The sequence below is a fragment of the Sphingomonas aurea genome (genome assembly GCF_030678875.1).
Lineage (GTDB): Bacteria > Pseudomonadota > Alphaproteobacteria > Sphingomonadales > Sphingomonadaceae > Sphingomonas > Sphingomonas aurea.
Window position 1 is genome coordinate 20,629 of record NZ_JAUUDS010000006.1, and the last position, 26,074, is coordinate 46,702.

Genomic DNA, 26,074 nt, shown 5'->3' on the forward strand with positions numbered 1-26,074 from the left:
TAGGATCCGCGACGTCAGCGCGTCTGGATTTCCGCCTCCGCGGGGATGACGGGATGTGGTGGAAAGCTGACATCTCCAAAGGTCTATGGACGGCGTCCGATCATGCACCCAAGTCCGGTCGCAAGCAGCACGGGAATAATAACGGCAATCCAGAGGTCAGCGCATAGCGCCTTCAAAACAAGATACATTGCGATGCCCAATACCGGGGCCGCATAGCGCCAGCAATTAGCGCGAAGGTCTCCCATAAATGTGACACCGCGCCGCTCCATCGCCGTTCTCCGCATCTTTAGCCGACACGCATGTGCCTTCTCATGGTCGGCCCGGCAATGTCCGCAACTGGGCGACACCGCCGGCCGCTCAGCCTGTCCTACACCCCGGCGCCTCGGCTACACCGCCCGGCATGACCACCCTGCCCGCCCTCGCCCGATCCACCGCGACCAGGCCGAACGCGCGCGGAACCGGACACGCGACGGGCGGTGTAGTGTCCGGTTTCGAGTCGCTGCGCGTCGTGCCGGGCAATGCCGCCGCGTCAGTACGCCCGCGCCACCGCGAACTCGACCGCCTCGACCATCGCGTCCTTCGCCGCGCCGTCGGCGAACCGGGCGATGGCGTCGATCGCGCGCTGGCCATAGTGGCGGGCGCGGGCCAGCGTATCGTCCACCGCGCGGGTGCGCTGGACCAACTCGATCGCGTGGGCGAAGTCGGCGTCGCTGTCGCGGCGGCCCTCGACGGCGTCCTTCCAGAACTGGCGTTCCTCGGGCGTGCCGCGGGCATGGGCGAGGATGACGGGCAGGGTCATCTTGCCCTCGCGGAAGTCGTCGCCGGCGTCCTTGCCCATCGTGCCGGCGTCCGAGACATAGTCGATCGCATCGTCGACCAGCTGGAACGCGATGCCGAGGTTGCGGCCATAGGCGTCGAGCGCCATCTCCTCGCCCTCCGGCCGTTCCGCCACCACGGCGGCGATGCGGCAGGCGGCGGCGAAGAGCGCGGCGGTCTTGGCGCCGATGATGTCGAGATAGCGATCCTCGCCCAGGTCGACGCGGCGCGCGGCGGTCAGCTGGTTCACCTCGCCCTCCGCGATCACGGCGGAGGCATTGGAGAGGATCTTCAGCACCTTGAGGCTGCCATCCTCGACCATCAGCTCGAACGAACGGCTGAACAGGAAGTCGCCGACCAGCACGCTGGCGGGATTGCCCCAGATGATGTTGGCGGTGCGCCGCCCGCGGCGCAGGTCGCTGCCGTCGACGACATCGTCGTGGAGCAGCGTCGCGGTGTGGATGAACTCCACCGCCGCGGCCAGCCGGTGGTGGCGCGTGCCGGTATAGCCGATCAGCCGTGCGCTGGCCAAGGTCAGCATCGGCCGCATCCGCTTGCCGCCGCCCGCGATCAGGTGGCCGGCCAGCTCGGGGATCAGCGGGATCTGCGACTGCATCCGGTCGAGGATCACCGCGTTCACGGCGTTCATGTCGCCCGCCACCAGCCCCAGCATGGGGTCGAGCGAGGGCGTGCGGTCGCGCAGGCGATGGACGGTCGCGGTCATCGGCCCCCAAGTGGCCGCAAGCGCGCGCGAACGCAACCCTTCCCCCTCGCCCCCTGCCCGCCTTGTCCTGCCCCCCTTGCCCCCGACTTCCGCCCGCCGCAAAGGGCGGGTCCGAGGAGAAGCGCCGATGATGCCCGTACTGGATGACATGCCCGCCGCCGGCCCCGCCCCGGACGACAGCGTGCTGAAGGGATATCGCCAGTCGATCGACAATATCGACGCGGCGCTGGTCCACCTGCTCGCCGAGCGGTTCAAGGTGACGCAGGCGGTCGGCCGCTACAAGGCGCAGGCGGGGCTGCCGCCCGCCGATCCGGGCCGCGAGGAGCGCCAGATCGCGCGGCTGCGCCACCTGGCCGAGGACGCGCAGCTCGATCCCGAATTCTCCGAGAAATTCCTGCGCTTCATCATCGACGAGGTGATCCGCCACCACGCGCAGATGCAGGCGTGACCGGGCTTCTCCTCGCGATCGAGGGTGGTGACGGTGCCGGCAAGGCGACCGCGGCGGCAGAGGTCGCCGCACAGCTGAACGCCGCCGGCCGCTCGGCGACGGTGCTGTCCTTTCCGCGCTATGCCGAGACGCTGGGGGGGCATGTGCTGGGCGAGTATCTGGGCGGGCGCCTGCCCCACGCCGCCTCGCCACGCGCGATCGCGACGCTCTACGCGCTCGACCGGTTCGAATCGGCCGCGGTGATCGCGGAGGCGACGGCGCGGCACGAAGTGGTGGTGTTCGACCGCTATATCGCGTCGAACATGGCCTATCAGGCGGCACAGGTCGGGCCGGGCGAGGCCCGCGACCTGATGGGCTGGATCGCAAGGCTGGAGGTCGAGCAGTTCGGCCTGCCGCTGCCCGACCTGTCCCTCTATCTTGACACGCCGGTCGAGGTCGCACGCGGCCTGATCCTCAGGAAGCGCAAGCGCAGCTACACCGACGAGGCGCTGGACACGTACGAGGCGGACATGGCGCTACAGGCCCGGGTGCGCGCCAACTACGCGGCGATGGCGGCGGAGGGACTGCTGGGACGGTGGGCAACGGTATCGACGCTGGCGGATGGCGCGCTGCGGTCTCCGCGTGAGATTGCGGGGGAGATCGTGGGGCTGCTCGTCTAGGCAACACGCGCGCAGAACCCAACATCGTCATCCCCGCGTAGGCGGGGATCCAGACGCGCAAACCTCGCGACTCGATCGGGAAGTAAGCGTTTATGGATTACCGCCTGCGCGAGACGGTCCTGCGGGGCAGGCGGTTCTAGCCCGCCATCGTCTGCACCGATCCTGAATCCACCCGCAGGTTCGCACCGTTGATGAAGCTCGCCTGTTCCGAGCAGAGGAAGACGATTGCCGATGCCACCTCGTCGGCGCGACCGCGGCGGTGGAGGGTCATGCCGGGGCGTTCCTCGTCGAGGAAGCTGTCGATCGCCTCGTCGAAGCTCACGCCCTTCTCCTGCGCGCGCTTCTCCATCATCTTGTCGGTCATCGGCGTGGCGATGAAGGCGGGCGACACGCTGTTCACCAGCACATTGTCGCAGCCATAGGCCTTGGACAAGCCCTTGGTCAGGTTGAGGAGCCCCGCCTTGGACGCGCAATAGGCGAGTTCGTCGACATAGGGCTGCTCGGCATCCTCGGACCCGATCAAGATCAGCCGGCCCCATTTGCGCGCACGCATCGCCGGGATCGCGGCGCGCGCGACGCGGACCGCGCCCATCAGGTTAATGTCGAGCGTCTCCAGCCAGCCCTTGTCGTCGACCTCTAAGAAGTCGCCGGTGGCACCCGTAACCCCGGCGCAGTTGACGACGATGTCGGGTGCGCCCAGCCGGTCGGCGACCTCGGCGAACAGCGCGCGGACGCTCTTGTCGTCGGTCACGTCCGCCTCGACCGCGATGACTTCGCCCAGCGATTGCAGGTCGGCGAGACTCTGCGCCAGGTCGCTGTCGGTGCGGTCGGAGATGGCGACGCGCACCCCCTCTTCCAGCAGCAGCCGTGCCGTTTCCTTGCCCATGCCGCTGTCGGCGCCGGTGACCAGCGCGACGCGACCCTTGATGCCCAGATCCATGCGCGCGTCCTCAGCGAGTGGGGGAAGAGGCGCCGATCGGCTCGGGCGCCGACTTGGCGCGCAGCGTCTCGACCTGATCGGGGTCGATGCGGCGCGTGCGGGCGAAGGGCGGCAGTTTCTGTGGCTGGCCGGTCTTCAGCGCGCGGACGATCCCCTCGATCACCCGCAGGTCGGCGATCCCTTCCTCACCGTCCGGCTCCGGATCGCGACCCTCCAGGATGCAGGCGGAGAAGTAGCGCATCTGACCGCCGAAATGATCGGTGTGCTTGAACGCCTCGTGCGTCTGCGTGTCGCCGACCGTGCGGTTCTGCTCCAGCGCCGACTGCCAGCCATAGCCAGGGCTCATGTGGATCGACCCTTTGGTGCCGGCGATGATGTAGCTGTCGATGTTGTTCGCGAAGTAGGAGACGGTGAACTGCGCCAGCCGGTTGCCGGGAAAGCGCAACGTCACCGCGATCGTGTCGTCGAAGTCCTGCGGGAAGCCGGATTCGGGATGCCGCGTGCCGACCGCCGCCACTACCTCTTCGGGCTCGTCACCGAACAGGTAGCGGGTGGCGTTGATCGGATAGGGCGCCATGTCGAACAGCGGCCCCGCCTCGATCCCGTTCTTTACCCTGTGATTCTCGGGATCGGCCATCTGGCCGAAGCAGGAGGTGAAGGCGATCAGCTGCCCCAGCTCGCCGGCGCGGATGCGGGCGATCGCGTCGAGCGTCGCCGGCTCGAAATGCAGGCGGTATGCGGTCATCAGCCTGGCACCCGACGCCGCCGCGGCGGCGCGCATCGCCTCGGCCTTCTCCACCGACACCTCCAGCGGCTTCTCGCACAGCACATGGATGCCGGCGTTCAGCGCAGGGATCGCGAACTCGGCGTGGCGCCAGTTCGGCGTCGCCAGATAGATCGCGTCGATCGTGCCCGACGCGATCAGCCGGTCGAACTCGTCATAGGTATAGACGCCCTCGACATCGTAGCGGTCGGCCACCGCCTGCGCCTTGTCACGCTCGCCGCTGACCAGCGCGACCAGCTCCGAATTGCCGGTATGCGCGATGCCCGGCATCATCGCGGACTGCGCGATGTCGCCCAGGCCCACCACCGCGTAGCGGACCTTCTTCCCGTCGCCGAACCCGAAGGCGGATGCGAGGCTCATGTACCGATCTCCCGATTGATTGCGGCGCCAACGCACGGAGGGCGGGCTTCTCTCCATGGCACCGACACGGCGGTCGAAGGGTTAGGCTGATGAAGATCAGTTTCTCGGAGTGCGTGCGTGACCTCATCGCCCAGACAATCTTGCGGAGCCGAGCGGGATGCGGCGGGCTATCTGCCGATCGAGGAATATGGCGCGCTGGGCGACGGGCGGGCGGTCGCGCTGAGCGGGGCGGACGGGTCGATCGACTGGTGGTGCGTCCCCAATATCGACTCGCCGCCGCTGTTCGACCGGCTGCTCGACCCCGACGATGGCGGACGTTTCGTCGTCGCGCCGGACCGGAGTTACACGGTCGAGCGCCGCTACCGCGAGGACAGCAATGTACTCGAGACGGTCTTCGCGACCGAGGATGGGCGCGGGCTGCTGACCGAATCGCTCAACAGCGGCACTGCCGGGCGGCTGCCCTGGGCGGAGCTGGCGCGGCGCATGGAATGCGTCGAGGGGCGGATGACCTTCGCCGTCGACCTGCGCTTCAGCCGGCACTGGGATACGGTGAACCCCTACCTGTCGCGCGCCGGGCATCACGACCTGTTCCATGTCGGCACCGTGCTGGGGCTGTTCCTGCGCAGCGACAATGTCCGTATCGACGAGATGGACGATACCCGCATCCGCGCCACGGTGACGCTCACCGCCGGCGAGCGGGCGACGGTGGCGATCGTCGCGGGCGAGAACGAGCCGCTGATCGTCCCGCCGATCGCCGACATCGACGCGCGCATCGACCGGTCCGATCAGGAGTGGCGCGACTGGGTGGCGCTGCTCCGCCACGACGGGCCGCACCGCGGCGAGCTGGTGCGCAGCGCGCTGGCGCTGAAACTGCTGCTCTACTCGCCGACCGGCGCGATCGTCGCGGCGGCGACGACCTCGCTGCCAGAGGGGATCGGCGGGCCCAAGAACTGGGACTATCGCTTCGCCTGGATCCGCGACGCGGGCTACACGATCAAGGCGTTCCTGCGCATCGGCGCGTGGGGCGAGGCGAAGGCGGCGCTGACCTGGCTGCTACAGCGGCTGGGCGATGGCCAGCCCCAGGTCTGCTACACGGTGGGCGGCGACCGGGTGCCGCCGCCGGTCGAGCTGGATGTGCCCGGCTGGCGCGCGTCGCGCCCGGTCGTGCTGGGCAATATCGCCGGCGACCAGCACCAGCACGGCATCTATGGCGACATCTTCGAGACTGCCGGCCGCTTCGTCGCGTGCGGGAACGTCCTCGATTCGGCGAGCGCGGAGACGCTGTCGCATCTGGCGGACGAGTGCGCGGATCGCTGGCGCCTGAAGGATGCCGGCATCTGGGAACTGCCGCAGGACGAGCATTACACCATGTCCAAGATCAGCTGCTGGCAGGCGCTGCAGCGGGCGATCGAGCTGGTCGATGCCGGGCAGATGCCCTCCACCTGCCGCGATCGCTGGATGCGCGAGCGCGACCGGATCGCGGCATGGATCGACGAGCATTGCTGGTCGGAGGCGCGCGGCGCCTATGTCATGTATCCGGGTTCGGACATGCTCGACGCGTCGCTCGCTTTGGCGGTGCGCTTCCGCTTCGACGGTAGCGACCGGCTGGCGCGCACGCTCGACGCGATCGACCGCGAGCTGGGCAAGGGCGCGTTCCACTATCGCTATTCCGGGGTCGAGCACGAGGAGGGCTGCTTCCTCGCCTGCACCTTCTGGATGGTCGAGGCGCGCGCGCTGCTCGGTCAGGCCGAGCGGGCGGAGGCCGCGTTCACCGCGGCGATGGAGGTGCTCGGCGGCTGCGGCGTCGGCACCTATGCCGAGATGATCGATCCCGAGACGCACGGATTTCTGGGCAACACGCCACAGGGTCTGACCCACCTGGCGATCATCCAGGCGATCGCCACGCTGGGCGGTGCCGATTTGTAGCATCTACAGTCGCGTTTGAAACATTGCGCCGATTGCGACCATGGCGAGGGTCGCATTTGCGATTGCGACGCGCTAGTCACGACATCAATCATGCCCTTTTCCAAACAGCCCCCTCGCGTCCGTACCCTGGCGGATCTGGCCCAGCTCGCCGGGGTGTCGCCCGGCACCGTCTCGCGCGCGCTGGCAGGCAAGTCGCTGGTCAACGCCGCCACGCGCGAGCGGATCGCCGCACTTGCCGCGGAACATGGCTTTCGTCCCAATCAGATGGCCAGCCGGCTGCGCACGCGCCGCACCGGGGTGATCGGCATCGTCGTGCCGCTGGGACATGAGCGGCGCCAGCACCTGTCCGACCCTTTCTTCATGACCGTTCTCGGCTTCCTGGCCGACGCGCTGACCGAGAACGGGTATGACGTGATGCTGTCGCGGGTGATCCCCGATGCCGGCGACTGGTTGGAACATATCGTCGATTCGGGAATGCTCGACGGGGTGTTGCTGATTGGCCAGTCCGACCAGCACGACGCGATCGAGCGGGTCGCCGCGCGCTATCGCCCGCTGGTCGCCTGGGGCAGCCAGCTGCCCGGCCAGATCCACTGCGCGGTGGGCACCGACAATGTCGCGGGCGGGCGACTGATGGGCGAGCGGCTGATCGCCAAGGGGTGCCGCCGCATCGCCTTCCTGGGCGAGGTGCGCGCGCCCGAGATCCTGCAGCGCTGGGAAGGCGTGGCGGCCGCCTCGGCCGACGCGGGGCTGCCGCCGCCGCTCCGCCTCGACACCCACCTCGCGTCGGACGTGATGGAGCAGGAGATCGCCGGCCATCTCGACGCGATCGGCGCCGATCTGGGCGTCGGGGTGGACGGGATCGCCGCCGCGTCTGACGTCATCGCCCTGACCGCGATCCGCGTGCTCGCCGACCGATCGATCCGCGTGCCGGAGGATGTCCGGGTGGTCGGATACGACGATCTGCCGCTCGCCAGCCAGGCGATGCCGCGGATCACCACGGTGCGCCAGGACATCGCCGCCGGCGCCCGTGCGATGGTATCGGCCCTGTTCGAGCGGATCGGCGGCATCGATGCGCCCTCGGTGGTGATGCAGCCGGTGCTGATCGAACGCGACTCGGCCTGACCGAGCCATTCCGCAGACAGATTCCAGCCTGTACCGGGGTAACGCCTTGGGTCAGGCCGCCACCTTGATGCGATCGCCGTCGATCGCCAGCCGGAACCACGGCGCCGCGGTGCCGCCGAAATGGGCGCGGCGGATCGCGACATCGGCGGTCGGGTCGACACCGGCCAGATCCCACTGGTCGACGAAGCTGATGACGTCGAGTTCGCCGGTCACCCACCAGCAATAGGCCTGGAACGGCTCGACGGTCGGATTGCCGGCGATCAGGCCGGTGCCGTTGACCGGGCGCCAGGGTCCGTCGAACCGGTCCGCGACCATCGCGTAGAGCCCGGTCGGCGCCGCGACTCCAGGAGCGAAGCGGCGTCCCTGCGTCGACCAGAACAGATAGTAGCGCCCGGCGTGCACGACGATGTGCGGGCGCTCCAGCTCGCTGTTCACCCCCAGCGCCTCGACCAGCGGCGGGCAGAGCGTCCAGCCCCCGCCGGTGCGGCGCGCGGCGCCGATGACGCCGTCGCAAGGGTCGTCGCTGTCGCCGGCCGATCCGACGAAGAGCAGATACTCCACGCCGTCGGCCGGATCGCGGAAATAACCGGGATCGCGAAACCCCTTGATCCCGCCATGCTCGGGCTCGTCCTGCGCCGCGACGGCATAGTGGCGACCGTCCGCCACGACGGACTCGACCGGCTCGCTCCAGCCATCGATGCTAGGTTCGCCGTCGGTCACGGTGAAGCGCCCAACCGTCTCGAACAGCCGCTGCTCGAAGCGCGGCCCGCCCTCACGACGGCCGGAGGCGGTGAAGTACATGGTCAGCGTCTCGCCGTCGGCCGCCAGCACCGCCGATCCCGACCATTCGCGACTGCCCGGCGTGAAGCCGTCCGGGAAGGTGTCGCCATGGTCGCGCCAGCCATCGGCGCCGTGACTGGTCAGGCGGATGCGCGCCGCATCGTGGCGCATCTCGGGATCGTCGAACTGCGGCGTCGCCAGGAAGAACCACCAGCTGCGCCCATTGCGAATCACGGTGCGGCCATCGGCATCGGCGATCTGCCACATGTCCCACAGGTCCATGCCCGGAGCGATCGGCACCACGTCGCGCGGCCCGATCACCGGCAGCTGCCAGCCGCGCTGCGCGGCGATGCCGGCGACGGCGGCGGCCGACCAGTGGGTGGTGGAGAGGGTCGGGGCGTCCATGGGCTGTTCCGTCATGCGGGAGTGAGATGGAAGATGGCGACGCTTTCCGCCTTCATCGCCGGGGTCGGCAGGCCGGCACGCGCCAGCCAGTCGCCGTCGAGGGTGACGCCGTCGCCGCGCATCGCGGCGAACAGCGGGGCGTCGGGCGCGGGATGGCCGGGCGTCGTCGCCAGCGTCAGCAGCCGCACGCGCTGCGGCCCGGCGCCGGCCAGCATCGGCAGGGTGACTGCCGGCGGGCGGCGCAGCTGCGACGGCGCGACGCGGGTCAGCAGCAGCAGCAGCTCGCCCGGCACCTGCCCCTGTGCCTGCCAGACGAGGCCGTCCGCCCCCTCGCCCAGCCAAGTGCGGCCGGCGTGGAGCACGCCCCGCCACTGCTTGTAGCGCGCGATCCCCTCGGCCAGCACGCCCGCATCCTCTACGGACATGGCGGCGGGATCGAGTTCGACGCCGAAATGGCCGGGCAGCGCGACCGCGGCGCGATACGCCATGTCCTGCCGCCGGCCGGTCGCGTGGACGGGACTGGCGCCGACATGGGCGCCCATCATCTCGGGCGGCAGGAAGTGGAGGAAGCCGCGCTGCATCGCGACGCGCAGGGATGCATCGATGTTGTCGCTGGTCCAGAAACGGTGCGCGCGCCGGGCGATGCCGGCATCGCTGCGCCCACCGCCGCCCGCGCAGGATTCGATCTCCAGCCCGGGATGCGCGGCGAGCAGCCGGTCGATCAGCGCGTAGGTGCCGTACACCTGCGCGTGGTAACCGGCATGGCCCGCGGCATCGCCGGCCGGCGCCAGATCGCGGTTATGGTCCCACTTCAGATAGGCGATCGGCAGGTCGCGGAGCAGCGCGTCGAGCCCGGCGAACAGATGGTCCCGCACCTCCGCCCGGCCCATGTCGAGCACCAGCTGGTTGCGCGACGTCATCAGCGGCACGCCCGCCAGTTGCAATGCCCAGTCCGGGTGCGCGCGGAACAGGTCGCTGTCGGGATTGACCATCTCGGGCTCGACCCACAGGCCGAACTCCATGCCAGCGGCGACGACATGATCGGCGAGCGGCTTCAGCCCGCGCGGATATTTGCGGGCGTCGGGCGTCCAGTCGCCGAGCGCGGCGGTGTCGTCGTCGCGGCCGCGGAACCACCCGTCGTCGAGCACGAACCGCTCCACGCCCAGCGCCGCCGCCCGGTCGGCGAGCGCCATCAGCGCCGCCTCGTCATGGTCGAAGTAGAAGCCTTCCCAGCTGTTGATGTGCACCGGGCGCGGGCGCATCCGCCCGCCCGGCCACGGCACCGTCGCGCGCACCGCCGCGTGGAACGCCTGGATCGCGCCGTTCAGCCCGTCCTCGCCCGCCACCGCGATCATATGCGGCGTGTCGTAGCGCGCACCGGGCGCCAGGATCATCTCGCCCGGCGCCAGCGCCTCGCCCATCTGCAGCGTCCAGCCGCCCTCGTCGTCGCGCTCGATCGCCAGCCGGTGGTTGCCCGACCAGGCGAGCTGCGCGGCGTGGATGCGGCCGGTGTGCCAGTCGGCCGCCGGGCCCTCGACGAACAGGCCGGGCGGCCCGGCATGGCCGGTCAGCCCGCGGCGGTTCTCGCGCACCCAGCTCTGCATCGGCATCGCCTCTCGCCGGGCGACGAACTCGGCATTGTGGCGGCCGGTGAAGTGGCGGATCGCGGCGCAGTCCGCGGGCAGCGGCAGCGTGCCGGCGGCGAGCCAGTCGACGGTCAGCGCGTCGTCCCCGTCGTTGCGGACGCTGGCGGCGAGATACAGCGCCCCGCCCTCGACCCACAGCCGCTGCTCGACGGTGATGCCCGCGCCCGCATCGACCAGCGTCACCGCGATCATGTCGTCGTCGGCGCGGACCTGCTCGACGCGCAGCTGCTGGGCAAAGGCGCGGCCGGCACGGTGCGCGCGCAGCGCGGCCGGGCCGAACCAGCCGGTGCCGAACGCCGGCACCAGCGGCAGCGGCTGGTCGATATCGAGCGAGAAGGACGCGGCCGGGCGTGTGTCGGCAAGCGGCGGCAGTCCGGCCGGATCGACCGCCCCGCCCCACCAGCGCCACAGCAATGCGCCCGGCGCCCCCTCCAGCACCGCGCTCCAGCCGGGGCCGTTCAGCGTCTTCACGCCGGTTGTCATGGGGCCGCCACCGCACCGACCGGCAGGCCGTCGGCATTGCGCTCGCGCACCCAGAACACCGCCGCCGCCGCGCAGAACATCAGGATGCCGCACAAGGTCAGCACCCCGCGCGGATCGCCGCCGAGCAGCGGGCCGTAGATCAGCGGCAGCGTCGCCGCGAGCAGCAGCATCGGGATGACGATCATCATGTTGAAGATGCCCATATAGACGCCCGTCCGCTCCGGCGGGATCGACCCGGCGAGGATCACGTACGGGTTGCCCATGATGCTCGCCCAGCCCAGCCCGACGCCGATCGCGGGGATGAACAGGAGCGCCTTGCTGGTGATGTGCGGCAGCCACAGCATCCCGGCGCCCGCCGCGACCAGGCAGGCGGCATGGACGCTCGCCGCGCCCCAGCGCCTGGCCAGCGGCACCAGCGCGAACGCCGCGACGAAGGCGATGCCGTTGTAGAAGGCCGCCATCTCGCCGTTGGTCAGCACCGCCGAGTGGAAACCGGACGAGGTCGGGTCCGACGTACCGTAGACCGACCGCCCGATCGCGTAGATCACATAGGCCCAGTATGCCGCCATCGCGTACCACTGGAACAGGCTCATCAGTGCCAGCTTGCGCATCGCCAGCGGCATGTCGCGGATCGCGCGGCCGATCTCGGCGATCGTGGCACCCAGCGACTTGGGCGCGGCGGCGATGCGCGCGCGCTCGTCGAGGGTCAGCGGCAGCTCGGGCACGCGCACGATCGAGTAGAGGATGGTGCCGAACGACAGGAACGCGCCGACCATGAACGCGACGCGCGCGGTATAGGGGATGTTGTGGCTGTCGACCCAGTCCTGGTTCATCCCCCACCACACCAGGATCGACGGCGTCAGGAAGGCAAGCATCTGCGCCAGCCCGGTAAAGGCAGACTGGGTCAGGAAGCCGATCTGGTGCTGGTCCTCGTTCAGCCGATCCGACACATAGGCGCGGTACGGCTCCATCGTGATGTTGTTGCCGGCGTCGAGGATCCACAGCATCGATACCGCCATCAGGATCGACGACGACAGCGGCATGAAGAACAGGCCGATCGCGCACAGCACCGCGCCGATCATGAAATAGGGGGTACGCCGGCCCCAGCGTGAGTCGGTCCGGTCACTCATCGCGCCGATCAGCGGCTGGACCAGCAGGCCGGTGATCGGCCCAGCCAGCTGCAGGATCGGCAGCGACGCCTCCGACGCGCCGAGATAGCTGTAGATCGGGGTCATGTTCCCCTGTTGCAGTCCGAAGCTGAACTGGAGACCCAGGAACCCCAGGTTCATCTCCAGGATTCGGGCCATGTTCAGATGGGGCTTCACCTCTGGCGCTCGCATGGCAACTCCTCCTGACGATCGCCGTCTGCGCGGCTCGTGACAGGTTAAGCCGGTTTCGGTCGGCGATGCAACAATCGATTGCAGAATGCGGCGATCAAGGCGGCGGTGTCGGCCGGCCGCTCCAGCGGCAGCAGGTGTCCGACGCCGTCCAGCACCTCCACCCGGTGATCGGGATAGTGCGGGGCGTTCATCCGCCGCTGTGCCGCCTCGCCCAGATCGCCGTCGGCCCCGCCCGCGACGATCAGCGCGGGCAGGTCGATGATGCCGGCGCGCGCCGACCAGTCCTCGCGCGCACCCGTCTCCAGCCAGGCGCGCCAGGCGGCGGGCGCGGCGCGCTCGACATCGGCGACGGCCAGGCCGTTCAGCCCCGGCGGCAGCGGCGCGCCGACATTGGCGGCGACGAACGCGCGCGCATCATGCGCGGCGATGGGGCCGCCCGCGACCCAGCCGAGCATCGTGGCCCGGCGCTCCTCGTCGATCGGTTCGGGGGCGGGTGGCGAGGCGGCGAGCAGCACCACGCCGGCCAGTCCCGGCGGGCGGTGGCTGGCGACCAGCGTCGCGATCTTGCCGCCCATGCTGTGGCCGACGATCAGCCACTGCGCCGGTGCGCGGGCCGTAACGGTGGCCAGCACATGGTCGACCATCTCCGCGACCGAGTAACCCGTCTCGTTCGCGGCGTCGCCGAAACCCGGCAGGTCGAGCGCCAGCGGCTCGAACCCGTCACCCAGTTCGGCGGCCACCCCGCCGAACGCGCGCGCACTGCCGCCCAGTGCGTGGAGCATGACGATGACCGGCCTGCTGTCCATCCGCTTATCCTCAGCAGCAGCGCCCGCCGCCACCGCCATAGCGGGCCTGCTGGCGGTCGCGGAAGAACTCGGCGCGGGTCATCGGTACGCGGTCCGGATGATGCGCGGCGAGGTGATCGCGATAGGCGTCATAGTCGGGCATGCCGACCATCAGCCGCGCGGTCTGGGCCAGACGGGCGAACAGGCTCATTCCGCTGCTGCCCATGCCGGGATCTCGGTTACGGTCGGACGATCGACCCGTAACGCGTCGCGGCAGGTCTTCACCGTATAGACCAGGATCGCGGCGACCACGCCCAGGAACAGCGCGCACAGGCCCGCGTCGATCCGGTCGTTCATCAGGATCCGTCCCATCTCCGCCATCGACTTGGCCGGGGCCAGCACTTCTCCGCGCGCGACCGCGTCGGAGAAGCGGGCGGCGTGCGCCAGGAAGCCGGTCTTCGGATCGGGGTGGAACAGCTTCATCAGCCCCGCCGTGCCTGTACACAGCACCAGCCAGGCGGCCGGCAGCGCCGTCACCCAGGCGAAACGCTGGCGCTTCATCCGGAACAGCACCACCGTCGCGAGCATCAGCGCGACCGCCGCGAGCATCTGGTTCGAGATGCCGAACAGCGGCCACAGCGTGTTCACCCCGCCCAGCGGATCGGTGACGCCCTGATAGAGGAAGAAGCCCCAGGCGGCGACGCACAGCCCGGTCGCCGCCCAGCCGGTCACCCCCTCCCCCTCGCGGAAGCGCGGGCTCGCCAGGCCGAGCAGGTCTTGGAGCATGAAGCGCCCGGCACGGGTACCCGCATCGACCGCGGTCAGGATGAACAGCGCCTCGAACAGGATGGCGAAATGATACCAGAACGCCTTCATCGCAGATCCGCCGACGACGTGGCTGAAGATCTCCGCCATCGCCACCGCCAGCGTCGGCGCGCCGCCGGTGCGGCTGATGATCGTATGCTCGCCGACCTCGCGCGCAGTGTTCGCCAGCGTTGCCGCATCGATCGGGAAGCCCATCGCCGTCACCGCCGCGGCCGCGCTGGCGGGATCGGTGCCCAGCACCGCGGTCGGCGCATTCATCGCGAAATAGATGCCGGGATCGAGGATCGAGGCGGCGACCAGCGCCATGATCGCGACCGCGCTCTCCATCAGCATCGCGCCATAGCCGATGAACGGCGCGTCCGCCTCGCTCGCGATCAGCTTGGGCGTGGTGCCGCTGGCGATCAGCGCGTGGAAGCCGGATACTGCGCCGCAGGCGATGGTGATGAATAGGAACGGGAACAGCGGCCCGGCCCAGACCGGCCCGGCGCCGGTCGCGGCGAACTCGGTCAGTGCCGGCATCCGCAGCGGCGGCGCCATGATGACGATGCCGATCGCCAGCGCCGCGATCGCCCCGATCTTCAGGAAGGTCGACAGATAGTCGCGCGGCGCCAGCAGCAGCCACACTGGCAGCACCGACGCCACCGCCCCATACGCGATCAGCCCGAAGCACAGCTGGACGGGGGTAAAGGTGAACAGCGGCGCCAGCGTCGCGCTCTCCGCCACCGACTGGCCGAACACGATCGCCAGGATCAGCCCGACTAACCCGATCACCGACACCTCGCCGATCGCGCCCGGCCGGATCCAGCGGGTATAGGCACCCATCAGCATGGCGAGCGGCACGGTCACGGCGACAGTGAACATGCCCCAGGGACTCTCGGCCAGTGCCCGCACCACGATCAGCGCCAGCACCGCCAGGATGATGACCATGATCGCGAAGGTGCCGACGAGCGCGATCGTCCCCGCCACCGCGCCCATCTCCAGCCGGATCAGCTCGCCCAGCGATCGTCCGTCGCGGCGCATCGAGATGAACAGGACCATGAAGTCCTGCACCGCGCCCGCCAGCACCACGCCCGCCAGGATCCACAGCGTGCCGGGCAGATAGCCCATCTGCGCCGCCAGCACCGGCCCGACCAGCGGCCCCGCGCCCGCGATCGCGGCGAAATGGTGCCCGAACAGCACCCGCCGGTCGGTCGCGACATAGTCCAGCCCGTCGGCGCGCCGGACCGCCGGCGTCGGCCGCGCCGGATCGATCCCCGCCACCGTGCGCGCGATGTAGAGGCCGTAGTAACGGTATGCGACCAGATAGACCGACAGCGCCGCCGCGACGATCCACAGCGCGTTGATCGCCTCCCCGCGCGCCGTCGCGACCACGCCCAGGCATGCCGCTCCCACCAGCGCCAGCACGATCCATGGCAGGTGTCTGGTCATGGTCGTCCCCTCCTCGCGCCGCAATCCTGCGCCGGCCCAGCATGACGCGCTCGGCACGGCGGGTCGAGGGGCATCGTTCCAACGACCCGCTTGACGCCGCTGCCCCGCATCGGTCCAAGACGGTCGCGACCGGCGGCCGGCACCGCCGCACGACCATGGAGAGAGCATGACCGACGCGATCTACCCGGCCACCCGCCACGACGGCAGCATCGACGCCGCCGAGTATGACCGCCGCTATGCCGCCGCCGCGCGCGATCCCGACGGTTACTGGCGCGAGGCCGGCCGCTGCCTCGACTGGATCGCGCCGTACACGCAGGTGAAGGACACCTCGTTCGAAGAGGCCGATTTCCGCATCCGCTGGTTCGGCGACGGCTCGCTCAACCTGGCGGCCAACTGCCTCGACCGGCACCTCGCCACCCGCGGCGACCAGGTGGCGATCATCTGGGAGGGCGACGAACCCGGCGAGACGCGGCACGTTACCTATCGCGAGCTGCACGAACAGGTCTGCCGCTTCGCCAACGTGCTGAAGGCGCAAGGGGTGGCGAAGGGCGACCGGGTCACGCTCTACCTGCCGATGATCGTCGAGGCGGCGGTGGCGATGCTCGCCTGCGCGCGGATCGGCGCGATCCACTCGATCGTGTTCGGCGGCTTCTCGCCCGACAGCCTGGCCAACCGCATCCAGGACTGCGATTCGAAGCTGGTCGTCACCGCCGACGAGGGCTGTCGCGGCGGCAAGCGCGTGCCGCTGAAGGCGAATGTCGACAAGGCGCTGGCCAGTTGCCCCTCGGTCGCCCGCGTCATCGTCGTCCGCCGCACGGGCGCCGACGTTCCGATGAACGAGGACCGCGACCTCTGGTGGCACGACGCGGTCGCGCAGGTCTCCGCCGACTGCGCACCCGAGCCGTTGAATGCCGAGGACCCGCTGTTCATCCTCTACACCTCCGGCTCCACCGGCAAGCCGAAGGGGGTGCTCCACACCACCGGCGGCTACGGCGTCTGGGCGCAGACGACGTTCCGCGACGTGTTCGACTGGCGTGAGGGCGATGTCTTCTGGTGCACGGCGGACGTCGGCTGGGTCACCGGGCACAGCTATGTCGTCTATGGCCCGCTCCTCAGCGGCGCGACGACGGTGATGTTCGACGGCGTCCCCAACTATCCCGATCACGGCCGCTTCTGGGAAACGGTCGACCGGTTGGGCGTCACCATCTTCTACACGGCCCCCACCGCGATCCGCGCGCTGATGCGCGAGGGCGACGACTGGGTGACGCGGCATTCGCGCACCTCGCTGCGCCTGCTCGGCACGGTCGGCGAGCCGATCAACCCGGAGGCGTGGGACTGGTATCACCGCGTCGTCGGCGATCGGCGCTGCCCCGTCGTCGATACCTGGTGGCAGACGGAGACGGGCGGCATCCTGATCGCCCCCCTGCCCCATGCCACCGACCTGAAGCCGGGATCGGCGACAAAGCCGCTGCCCAGCGTCCTGCCGCTGCTGGTCGATGCGGAGGGCAAGGTGCTGGACGGCGCGACCGAGGGCAATCTGTGCATCGCCGACAGCTGGCCCGGCCAGATGCGCACCGTGTGGGGCGATCACGAGCGGTTCTTCCAGACCTATTTTACCACCTATCCCGGCCGCTATTTCACCGGCGACGGCTGCCGCCGCGATGCCGACGGCTATTACTGGATCACCGGCCGGGTCGACGACGTCATCAACGTGTCGGGCCACCGCATGGGCACCGCCGAGGTCGAGTCGGCGCTGGTCGCCCACGCCAAGGTCGCCGAGGCGGCGGTGGTCGGCATGCCGCACGAGGTAAAGGGCCAGGGCATCTACGCCTATGTCACCCTTAATGCCGGCGAGGAGCCGTCCGAACCCCTGCGCACCGAGCTGCGCCAGTGGGTCCGCGGCGAGATCGGCCCGATCGCCAGCCCCGACGCGATCCAGTTCGCCCCCGCCCTGCCCAAGACCCGCTCGGGCAAGATTATGCGTCGCATCCTGCGCAAGATCGCCGAGGGCGATACCGGCAATCTGGGCGATATCTCGACACTGGCCGATCCCGGCGTGGTCGAGACGCTGGTGAAGGAGCGCGTGGGATAGACCTTCTACCCTACCTCTCCGGGGAGGGGAGCAGCAGGCCTAAACCCCCGCCCCCTCCAGCGCCTTCGCCGCGACCGCGCCGGTCCAGTCGAGGTCGCCGACCGTCCGCCACACCTCCTTGCCCTGCGCATCGTACAGGATGCTTGTTGGCAGGTTGTTCGCCACCGCCGGTACCCACGCCATCTTCGGGTCGGTATACGCCTTCAGCGCCTTGAACTTCCGCTCGGCGAAGAAGGGGGCGACCTTGGCGGGGTCCATGTCCTGGCTCAGCGTCACGACCGCCAGCTTGCCCGCCTCGCGGACCGCCAGCGCGTCGAGCGTCGGCAGCTCCTTCACGCACGGCCCGCACCAGGTCGCCCACAGGTTCAGGAGCACCGGCTTGCCGCGCCACGCCGCCAGCGTCACCGGCTTGCCGGCGGGATCGACGAAGCCGAGCGTCGGCGCGGCCTCGCCCTTGTGGCTGGTATCGATGCCGCCGCTTTTGGGCTGAGGCGCGGCGGGGGCGGCCTCGTCGGGGCTCGCAGGGGACGCCGCATTGCCTTGCCCGGCGTCGTTCGAGGCCCTATCGCCGCAACCGATGAGCGGGGCGGCCAGCAGGGCGGCCAGGACAGCCGGGACGATCGCAGAACGCATGAGTGACTCCAATGCCATGTGGGGCGGCCGCTTCGCCGAAGGGCCGTCGGCGGTGATGCGGGAGATTAACGCCTCGCTGCCGTTCGACAAGCGAATGTGGCGCCAGGACATCGCCGGCAGCCGCGCGCACGTCGCGATGCTGGGCGCGCAGGGCATCGTCGCTCCCGCCGATGCCGACGCGATCGCCGCCGGTCTCGGAACGGTGGCGACCGGCTATGAGGCGGACGGCGTGCCCGACGACCTCTCCCTCGAAGACATCCACATGCTGACCGAGGCGCGGCTGGCCGCGGCGATCGGCCCCGTCGCCGGGCGGCTTCATACCGCGCGGTCGCGCAACGATCAGGTCGCGACCGATTTCCGCCTGTGGGTGCGCGACGCGATCGACCAGGTGCTGGCGGCACTCGACGCCTTCCGCACGGCGCTGCTGGTGCGGGCGGAGGAGCATGCCGATGCGGTGATGCCCGGCTTCACCCACCTGCAATCGGCGCAGCCAGTGACGCTCGGCCATCACCTGATGGCCTATGTCGAGATGATCGGCCGCGACGTGTCGCGCTTCCGCGATGCGCGGGCGCGGATGAACCTGTGTCCGCTCGGCTCGGCGGCGCTCGCGGGCACCGGCTTTCCGATCGATCGCCACGCCACCGCCGCCGCGCTCGGCTTCGACGGGCCGACCCGCAACTCGCTCGACGCGGTCAGCGACCGCGATTTCGCGATCGATTACCTCGCCGCCGCCGCGCAATGCTCGCTCCACCTGTCGCGCCTCGCCGAGGAGTTCGTGCTGTGGGCGTCGCAGCCGTTCGGCTTCGTATCGCTGTCGGACCAGTGGTCGACCGGCAGCAGCATCATGCCGCAGAAGCGCAATCCGGATGCCGCCGAGCTGGTGCGCGGGCATAGCGGCCGGATCACCGGCTGCCTCGTCAGCCTGATGGTGACGATGAAGGGCCTGCCGCTCGCCTATTCCAAGGACATGCAGGACGACAAGCCGCCGGTGTTCGAGTGCCACGACCTGCTCGGGCTATCGATCGCGGCGATGACCGGGATGGTCGAGAGCGCGACCTTCCGCACCGACCGGATGCGCGGGCTGGCCGAAAGCGGCTTCGCCACCGCGACCGACCTGGCCGACTGGCTGGTGCGCGAGGCGGGGCTGCCGTTCCGCGAGGCGCACCACGTCACCGGCCGCGCGGTGGCGCGGGCTGAGGCGCTGGGCGTCGGGCTCGACAGGCTGTCGCTCGACGACCTGCAGGCGATCCACCCCGCGATCACCGCCGGCATCTATGACGTATTGTCGGTCGACGCCTCGGTATCGAGCCGCACCAGCTTCGGCGGCACCGCGCCCGCCAACGTCCGTGCCGCCGTCGCCGCGGCGCGCCAGGCGATGGAGGATCGGGCATGAAGCCGTGGATCGTCATGGGTGTCGCCCTGTCGCTCGGCGGCTGCGGTGCCGCGTCGGGGCTCCAGCCGCCCGAGGGCCAGTCGCTGCCCGTCGCCCCGGCGGGTGCGACCGCGACGCCGACCGCGGCGCAGCTGCTCACCCCCACCGTCCAGCAGCGCCCGCAACGCAGCGACGAGCTGCTCCGCCAGTCGGACGAGCGCCGCAGCGACGAATTCGACCTGCCGCCCCGCAACTGACGCCAGAGACCGACGATGGATCATTTCGAATTTCGCGACGGCGTGCTCCACGTCGAGGACGTGCCGCTGCCGGCGATCGCCGCGGCGGTCGGCACCCCCGTCTATATCTATTCCGCCGCGACGCTGCGCCGCCATGCCCAGGTGTTCCGCGAGGGGTTGACCGGCGTCGAGCGCAAGCATCTGGCCTATGCGATCAAGGCCAATCCCAACGTCGCGGTGCTGCGCGTGCTGGCGAACGAGGGCTACGGTGCCGACGTCGTCTCGGCCGGCGAGATGCGGCGCGCACTGGCGGCGGGCATTCCGGCCGCCGACATCGTCTTCTCCGGCGTCGGCAAGACCCGCGCCGAGCTGGCCGCCGCCCTCGATGAGGGCATCGGCCAGTTCAACCTGGAGCTGGAGGAGGAGGGCGTCGTCCTCGCCGCTCTGGCAGCCGAGCGCGGCATGCGTGCGCCGGCAACGCTGCGGGTCAATCCGGACGTGGATGCCGGTACCCACGCCAAGATCTCGACCGGGCGCAAGGAGAACAAGTTCGGCGTGCCGATCGACCAGGCGCCCGCGATGTTCGACCGGCTCGCCGGCCTGCCCGGGCTCGACCTGCGCGGCGTCGCCTGCCACATCGGCAGCCAGCTGTTCGATCTCGCGCCGCTGGAAGCCGCCTACCAGCGGATCGGCCGGCTGGTCGCCGATCTGCGCGGCGCCGGCCACACGATCACCCATGTCGATCTCGGCGGCGGCCTCGGCGTTCCCTACAAGTCGGGCGACATGCCCCCCAGCCCTGCCGATTACGGCGCGATGGTCGCGCGCGTCACGCAAGGCTGGGACGCGGAGCTGATGTTCGAGCCCGGCCGCGTCATCGCCGGCAATGCCGGGGTGCTGCTGACCGAAATCGTCTGGGTGAAGCCCGGCGTCGTCCATCCTTACGTGATCGTCGACGCGGCGATGAACGACCTCGCCCGCCCCGCGCTCTACGACGCGTGGCACGACTTCGTCGCGGTCACGCCTACGGGAGAGCGGATGACCGCCAACATCGCCGGCCCCGTCTGCGAGAGCGGCGACACCTTCGCGATGGGCCGCGACATCGACGCGGTGAAGGGCGGCGACCTCGCCGTGTTCCGCACCGCCGGCGCCTATGGCGCGACAATGGCGTCCACCTATAACAGCCGCGCGCTGGTGCCCGAAGTGCTCGTCGACGGCGACCGCTTCGCCGTGGTCGCCGACCGGATCGCGGCCGAGACGATCCTGGCGGCGGAGCGCGTGCCGGAGTGGCTGTCCGCATGACGCTCCACAGCCTGCCGCTGTTCGTGCGGTTGGGCGGGCGGCCGGTGATCCTGCTGGGCGATGGCGAGGCGGCGGACGCCAAGCGCCGCCTGCTGGAGCGGGCGGGTGCGGTGGTAGTGGGCGAGGCGCACCCCGGCGAAGGCACCCCCACCCTTGCCATCGTCGCGATCGACGACGAGCGCGAGGCGCTTGCCGCCATCGCCCGGCTGAAGGCGCGCGGCATCCTGGTCAACGCGGTCGACCGTCCCGATCACTGCGACTTCACCCTGCCCGCGATCGTCGAGCGCGGGCCGGTGATCGTCGCGGTCGGCACCGGCGGCGTGTCGGCCGGGCTCGCGGCGGCGCTGCGCCAGCGGCTGGAACTGCTGCTGCCCGCCACCCTTGGTTCGCTCGCCACCGCGCTCCACGCCGCGCGCGATGCGTTGCGCGCGCGCTGGCCCGATGGCGGCGCGCGGCGGCGGGCGATCGGCGCGGCGCTGGCGCCGGGCGGCACGCTCGATCCGCTCGCGCTCGACCATGTCCCTGCCGATCCGGTCGCGACGATGGGCGCGGACAACACGCCGCGCGCTGTCCGCATCCGCCTCCGCTCCGCCGATCCCGACGACCTGACCCTGCGCGAGGCGCGGTGGCTGGCGGCGGCGGACCGGGTGGTGCATGATGGCACCGCGCCGCCCGCGATCCTCGACCGCGCGCGCGCCGATGCCGCGCGGCTTGTCTCTTCGCCCGATGACGCGCCGGGCCTGTCGGTGTATCTGGAAAACCCATGAAGGCGTACTGCTTCCACATCGTCAACGGCCAGGCAGAGGAGGTGCCGCTCGACCGCGCGCTGACCGGCCAGCCCGATCTCGCCTGGGTCCATCTGGCCGGGATCGACGACGACAGCCGCACCTGGCTGCACGAGACCGCCGCGCTCGACGACTATGTCGTCGACGCGCTGACTGCGACCGAGACGCGCCCCCGCTGCGAGGCGTTCGGCGACGGCGCCTTCGTCAACCTGCGCGGCCGGTCGAAGGTGGAGATGGACGGGTCGGACCTGCTCGCCTCGGTCCGGCTGTGGGCGATTCGCGGCCGCGTCTTCTCGGTGACGCGCAATCCGCTGGTCGCCGTCGGCATGGTGAAGGAGGAGGTGGCGTCGGGCCATGTCCATGATCCCGGCGACCTCATCACCGCCTTCGCCGCGGCGATCACCGCCGATCTCGACCCCGAGGTCGCGGAACTGGGCGACCAGATCGACACCTGCGAGGAGGCGCTGGACGCCGCGCGCGTGTTCGAGCTGCGCCGCACCGTCAGCCGGGTGCGGATCGCCGCGATCGGCTATCGCCGCTTCCTCAATCCCCAGCGTGCCGCGCTGGAGAAGCTGGCGGCGCTGCCCGGCGACTGGCTGGCCGACGACGACCGGCTCCACATCGCCAGCGCCGCCGACCGCGCCGCGCGCATGGCCGAGGAGCTGGAATCGATCCGCGAGCGCTCCGCCCTGATGCACGAGACGCTGTCCGACCTGCGGGCCGAGCAGATCGACGGGCGCGCGCTCGTCATCTCGATCGTGGCGATGGTGTTCCTGCCGCTGACCTTCATCACCGGATTGTACGGGATGAACGTCGCCAACCTGCCCTATGCGCAGGAACCCTGGGCGTTCGACGCGATCATGGGCGTGTGCGCGGCGATTGCAGCGGGGGTGGTGATCTATTTCGTCCGTCGCCACTGGTTCAGCCGCTAGCTTGCACCTGGTGTTATAGACGTATAAGACAGCACATAGTGTCCTGGAATTCACCGATGCGCCCCGATCCCCTCGATCCCGATCAGCCGCGGCACTGGCCCGCGCGGGGCCGGGGCGTCGATGGCTGGCCCGCCTATACCGCCCCCGATCTGTGGACCGATCCGCCCGAGCCCGAGCCGCAGCGCCGCTCGTATCGCTGGGTCGGCCGCTGGCTGGTGCGCGGGGCGGCGGCCGCGATCGTGCTGCTGGTCATCGCCATCGCCTGGCTGGCGATCACCGCGCCGCTGTCGCGCTCGCTCAAGCCGCCCACCCCGCCCTCGATCACGCTGCTCGCCGAGGACGGTACGCCGATCGCCCGGCGTGGCGCGATCATCGGCGCACCCGTCGATGCCGCCAAGCTGCCCGACCATGTCCGCGAGGCGTTCCTGGCGATCGAGGATCGGCGCTTCTACTCGCACTGGGGCATCGACCCGCGCGGCATCGCCCGCGCCGCCTGGGCCAATGTCGGGTCGGGCGGGGTGCGCCAGGGCGGCAGCACGATCACGCAGCAGCTGGCCAAGAACGCCTTTCTCGACTCGGACCGCACCGCCGCGCGCAAGCTGCGCGAGGTGATGATCGCCTTCTGGCTGGAGGCGTGGCTGACCAAGGACCAGATCCTGTCGCGCTACCTGTCGAACGTCTATTTCGGCGATAATGTCTATGGCATCACCGCCGCGTCGAAGCATTATTTCGGCCGCACCCCCGACCGGCTGAACGTCGGCCAGGCGGCGATGCTGGCGGGCCTCGTCAAGGCGCCCAGCCGCCTTGCCCCCACCGTCAACCTGAAGGGCGCCCGCGCGCGTCAGGCCGTCGTCGTCGGCGCGATGGAGGATGCCGGCTTCCTGACGAAGCGAGAGGCCGACGCCGTACAGCCGCAGCGCGTGCTCGAGCGGTCGGCACAGACGCTGCCGACCGGCACCTATTTCGCCGACTGGGTGCTGCCCCAGGCCCGCGATCGCGCCGGCGAGGTGCAGGCCGAGACGACCGTGCGCACCACGCTCGACCCGCGCCTGCAGAAGGTTGCCGAGCGCGTCGTGCGCTCCGCCGGCCTGGGCAAGGCGCAGGCGGCGATCGTCGCCATGCATCCCGATGGCCGCATCGTCGCGATGGTCGGCGGGCGCGACTATGCCAAGAGTCCATTCAACCGCGCCACCCAGGCGCGGCGCCAGCCGGGCTCGACCTTCAAGCTGTTCGTCTATCTGGCCGCGATGCGCGCCGGCATGTCGCCCGACACGGTGATGGATGATTCGCCGGTCGAGATCGCCGGCTGGAAACCGCGCAACGACGACAACCGCTATCTGGGGCCGATCACGCTGCGCCGTGCCTTTGCGCGCTCCTCCAACGTCGTCGCGGCGCGGCTGACGCAGGAGGTCGGCGTGCGCAACGTCATCGCCGCCGCGCGCGACCTGGGCATCACCACGCCGATCGCCAACGAGGCGACGATCGGGCTCGGCACTTCGGAGGTCTCGCTGACCGAGCTGACCGCCGCCTATGCCGCGATCGCCGCCGGCGCCTATCCGGTCGAGCCCCGCGGCGTGGCCGAGGTCGACGACAAGCCCTGGTACCAGGCGATCGCCGGCGGGCAGAAGCGCTTGCCGGAACGGGTTCGCACCGACATGCTCCAGCTGCTCGGCTCCTCGCTGCGCGGCACGGGGCGAGAGGCGACGCTCAGCATCGACGCCTGGGGCAAGACCGGCACCTCGCAGAACAGCCGTGATGGCTGGTTTATTGGTGCGGCGGGTGATCTCGTGGTCGGCGTATGGATCGGCAACGACGACAGCTCTCCCATCCCCGGCCTCCACGGCGGCGGGATTCCGGCACAGCTGTGGCGCGGCTTCATGCAGGACGCGCTGGGCGTGGCGCCGGTGGTGCGCGAGGAGGTGGTGCCGGTCGATGCGAACCTGATCGGCGACGCCGGCAACGAGCTGGAGGGGATCATTCCCGACACGATCGACGCTGCTGCCGATCAGCTCGACCAGCTGGGGTTGGAGATCCGCCAGAACGACGACGGCTCGATCGCAGTCGGCCCCCGCCGCGATCGGGAGCGTGATCGCAGGCCGCCGCTCGACGATCGCCGCGATCCGGACGAACCGCCGGAAGAGGATTACTGATCGCTCAGGCGGGCGTCGCTTCCGCCCGCGCCCCGTCCACCGGGCTGCGGTCCACCGGGCTGCGGCGGCCGATGAAGATGATCGCGCCGGGGGCATAGCGCTCGGCGAGGAGTACGGCGACCATCGGCGTCACGATGCCGACCACGACGCGCAGCAGGACCGCGACATACACCGCGAGGTGGACGCGGTGGAGGAGCACGGCGCTCAGCACCGCCGCCAGCGGCAGGTGCCAGAGGAAGATCGGCAGCGAGAAGCGGCCGATGCCGGTCAGCAGCCCATATGACGGCATGTGCCGCGACAGCGACAGCACCGTCGCCCAGCCGATCGCCACCCCGATCAGCGACGACCCGGCCCATGGCGTGCCGGACTGGATACCCGCGGCGGCGAATGCCAGTGCCACCACCCCCGCGACATAGATCGCCAGCCGCATCGGCCAGGCCAGCCCCTCGCGACCATGGTAACCCAGCACCACGCCGAACAGGAAATGCGGCAACAGGTAGAAGCTGCGGTCGATCGACAGGATCTGCACCGTCCCGAACAGGCCGCCGGCACTGATCGCCGCCGCCACCAACGCCGCGAGCCACAGCCCGCGCCGTCCCGGATGGAACGCCCGCTCGCCCGCGTAGACGACGATGAGGACGACGGCGAGCGCCTGCAGGTACCAGAGGTGCCACATGCCATAGAAGAGCGACCGGATCGGCGTAGCGGATCGCCCGGCCTCCCAGTCGATAGCCGAGCAGACCAGGGTGAGGAGGACGAACGGCGGCACCAGCCGCGACGTCCGCTTCGTCCACCCCTCCCAGCTCAGCACCTGCGCGTCGCGGCGATAGCCGTAGATGAAGCCCGTGATCGCGATGAACAGCGGCATCCGGACATAGCCGAGCAGCTGGATCGCCGATCCCACGAGCGAACCGCGCAACGTCGGTTCGGAGCCAACCGCGTGGAATGCCACGACCATCAGACACGCGAACCCGCGCATATCGTCCAGACGCTTCATCAAGCTCCCTTGCTGCACGGCAACACGGGCGACGCTAGGTTGGCAGGTGCACGGTGCCAATCGTCAATCCGCCACAATGGATCGAATGTTAATGTGATTTCGCACTT

Annotated in this window: 22 protein-coding genes; 11 read left to right on the forward strand and 11 right to left on the reverse strand. The window is 70.1% G+C overall.

Translation table 11 applies throughout. The features are described from left to right. Positions 1-529: 529 nt before the first annotated feature. Positions 530-1,540 carry a polyprenyl synthetase family protein gene (locus Q5H91_RS11750; RefSeq protein ID WP_305173601.1) on the reverse strand — a complete coding sequence of 337 codons (1,011 nt, stop codon included), beginning with the start codon at positions 1,538-1,540 and terminating at the stop codon, positions 530-532. A gap of 130 nt (positions 1,541-1,670) precedes the next feature. Here Q5H91_RS11750 and Q5H91_RS11755 point away from each other — a divergent pair, with 130 nt between their 5' ends. Next, positions 1,671-1,988 carry a chorismate mutase gene (locus tag Q5H91_RS11755; protein ID WP_305173762.1) on the forward strand — a complete coding sequence of 106 codons (318 nt, stop codon included), beginning with the start codon at positions 1,671-1,673 and terminating at the stop codon, positions 1,986-1,988. Further along, the gene (locus Q5H91_RS11760) at positions 1,985-2,647 is read left to right on the forward strand and encodes a dTMP kinase (protein WP_305173602.1); all 663 of its coding nucleotides are present in this window, start codon (positions 1,985-1,987) and stop codon (positions 2,645-2,647) included. The genes Q5H91_RS11755 and Q5H91_RS11760 overlap by 4 nt, the downstream gene beginning before the upstream one ends. 136 nt (positions 2,648-2,783) lie before the next feature. Here the strand turns inward: Q5H91_RS11760 and Q5H91_RS11765 are convergent, their stop codons facing one another. Further along, positions 2,784-3,587, reverse strand: a complete 804-nt coding sequence (locus Q5H91_RS11765; RefSeq protein ID WP_305173603.1) for an SDR family NAD(P)-dependent oxidoreductase — start codon at positions 3,585-3,587, stop codon at positions 2,784-2,786. A gap of 10 nt (positions 3,588-3,597) precedes the next feature. Beyond that, entirely contained in the window at positions 3,598-4,731 is a 1,134-nt protein-coding gene (locus tag Q5H91_RS11770) for a Gfo/Idh/MocA family protein (protein WP_305173604.1), read from the reverse strand. 117 nt (positions 4,732-4,848) lie between these two features. Here Q5H91_RS11770 and Q5H91_RS11775 point away from each other — a divergent pair, with 117 nt between their 5' ends. Both Q5H91_RS11775 and Q5H91_RS11780 read left to right on the forward strand, forming a co-directional pair. Further along, complete coding sequence (locus Q5H91_RS11775; protein WP_305173605.1) at positions 4,849-6,657, forward strand: glycoside hydrolase family 15 protein; 1,809 nt, start codon at positions 4,849-4,851, stop codon at positions 6,655-6,657. Positions 6,658-6,747: 90 nt separating this feature from the next. After that, the gene (locus tag Q5H91_RS11780; RefSeq protein WP_305173606.1) at positions 6,748-7,779 is read left to right on the forward strand and encodes a LacI family DNA-binding transcriptional regulator; all 1,032 of its coding nucleotides are present in this window, start codon (positions 6,748-6,750) and stop codon (positions 7,777-7,779) included. Positions 7,780-7,830: 51 nt separating this feature from the next. On the opposite strand, the gene Q5H91_RS11785 is transcribed toward Q5H91_RS11780, so the two are convergent. From Q5H91_RS11785 to Q5H91_RS11810, 6 genes are all read right to left on the reverse strand, one after another. Continuing rightward, positions 7,831-8,964, reverse strand: a complete 1,134-nt coding sequence (locus Q5H91_RS11785) for a glycoside hydrolase family 68 protein (protein WP_305173607.1) — start codon at positions 8,962-8,964, stop codon at positions 7,831-7,833. An 11-nt stretch (positions 8,965-8,975) separates the two neighbouring features. Next, positions 8,976-11,093: an alpha-galactosidase gene (locus Q5H91_RS11790; RefSeq protein WP_305173608.1), complete on the reverse strand. Its 2,118-nt coding sequence runs from the start codon at positions 11,091-11,093 to the stop codon at positions 8,976-8,978. Next, positions 11,090-12,400: an MFS transporter gene (locus Q5H91_RS11795; protein WP_305173609.1), complete on the reverse strand. Its 1,311-nt coding sequence runs from the start codon at positions 12,398-12,400 to the stop codon at positions 11,090-11,092. Before Q5H91_RS11795 ends, Q5H91_RS11790 begins: the two co-directional genes overlap by 4 nt. 77 nt (positions 12,401-12,477) lie before the next feature. Then, positions 12,478-13,239, reverse strand: coding sequence for an alpha/beta fold hydrolase (locus tag Q5H91_RS11800; RefSeq protein WP_305173610.1), 762 nt, complete (start codon positions 13,237-13,239; stop codon positions 12,478-12,480). Positions 13,240-13,249: 10 nt separating this feature from the next. Next, the gene (locus tag Q5H91_RS11805) at positions 13,250-13,429 is read right to left on the reverse strand and encodes a YbdD/YjiX family protein (protein ID WP_370655262.1); all 180 of its coding nucleotides are present in this window, start codon (positions 13,427-13,429) and stop codon (positions 13,250-13,252) included. Further along, positions 13,426-15,471, reverse strand: a complete 2,046-nt coding sequence (locus Q5H91_RS11810; protein WP_305173612.1) for a carbon starvation CstA family protein — start codon at positions 15,469-15,471, stop codon at positions 13,426-13,428. The genes Q5H91_RS11805 and Q5H91_RS11810 overlap by 4 nt, the downstream gene beginning before the upstream one ends. 166 nt (positions 15,472-15,637) lie before the next feature. On the opposite strand from Q5H91_RS11810, the gene acs reads away from it, so the two are divergent. Next, positions 15,638-17,563 (forward strand): acetate--CoA ligase, encoded by a 1,926-nt coding sequence (acs, locus tag Q5H91_RS11815; protein WP_305173613.1) that lies wholly within the window; start codon positions 15,638-15,640, stop codon positions 17,561-17,563. A gap of 39 nt (positions 17,564-17,602) precedes the next feature. Here the strand turns inward: acs and Q5H91_RS11820 are convergent, their stop codons facing one another. After that, a complete protein-coding gene (locus tag Q5H91_RS11820; protein ID WP_305173614.1) occupies positions 17,603-18,196 on the reverse strand; it encodes a TlpA family protein disulfide reductase in 594 nt (197 codons plus the stop codon). Positions 18,197-18,212: 16 nt separating this feature from the next. On the opposite strand from Q5H91_RS11820, the gene argH reads away from it, so the two are divergent. Genes argH through Q5H91_RS11850 form a run of 6 tightly spaced genes read left to right on the forward strand, consistent with a single transcriptional unit; the run spans position 18,213 to position 24,970 of the window. Continuing rightward, a complete protein-coding gene (gene argH / locus Q5H91_RS11825) occupies positions 18,213-19,589 on the forward strand; it encodes an argininosuccinate lyase (protein ID WP_305173763.1) in 1,377 nt (458 codons plus the stop codon). Further along, positions 19,586-19,825, forward strand: a complete 240-nt coding sequence (locus tag Q5H91_RS11830; protein ID WP_305173615.1) for a hypothetical protein — start codon at positions 19,586-19,588, stop codon at positions 19,823-19,825. Before argH ends, Q5H91_RS11830 begins: the two co-directional genes overlap by 4 nt. Positions 19,826-19,840: 15 nt before the next feature. Beyond that, positions 19,841-21,103: a diaminopimelate decarboxylase gene (lysA, locus tag Q5H91_RS11835; protein WP_305173616.1), complete on the forward strand. Its 1,263-nt coding sequence runs from the start codon at positions 19,841-19,843 to the stop codon at positions 21,101-21,103. Beyond that, complete coding sequence (locus Q5H91_RS11840; RefSeq protein WP_305173617.1) at positions 21,100-21,870, forward strand: precorrin-2 dehydrogenase/sirohydrochlorin ferrochelatase family protein; 771 nt, start codon at positions 21,100-21,102, stop codon at positions 21,868-21,870. The genes lysA and Q5H91_RS11840 overlap by 4 nt, the downstream gene beginning before the upstream one ends. Then, the gene (locus tag Q5H91_RS11845) at positions 21,867-22,820 is read left to right on the forward strand and encodes a CorA family divalent cation transporter (protein WP_305173618.1); all 954 of its coding nucleotides are present in this window, start codon (positions 21,867-21,869) and stop codon (positions 22,818-22,820) included. Before Q5H91_RS11840 ends, Q5H91_RS11845 begins: the two co-directional genes overlap by 4 nt. A 56-nt stretch (positions 22,821-22,876) precedes the next feature. Further along, entirely contained in the window at positions 22,877-24,970 is a 2,094-nt protein-coding gene (locus Q5H91_RS11850) for a transglycosylase domain-containing protein (RefSeq protein ID WP_305173619.1), read from the forward strand. Between the two features lie 4 nt (positions 24,971-24,974). On the opposite strand, the gene Q5H91_RS11855 is transcribed toward Q5H91_RS11850, so the two are convergent. Beyond that, positions 24,975-25,967, reverse strand: coding sequence for an acyltransferase family protein (locus tag Q5H91_RS11855; protein WP_305173620.1), 993 nt, complete (start codon positions 25,965-25,967; stop codon positions 24,975-24,977). Positions 25,968-26,074: the final 107 nt, after the last annotated feature.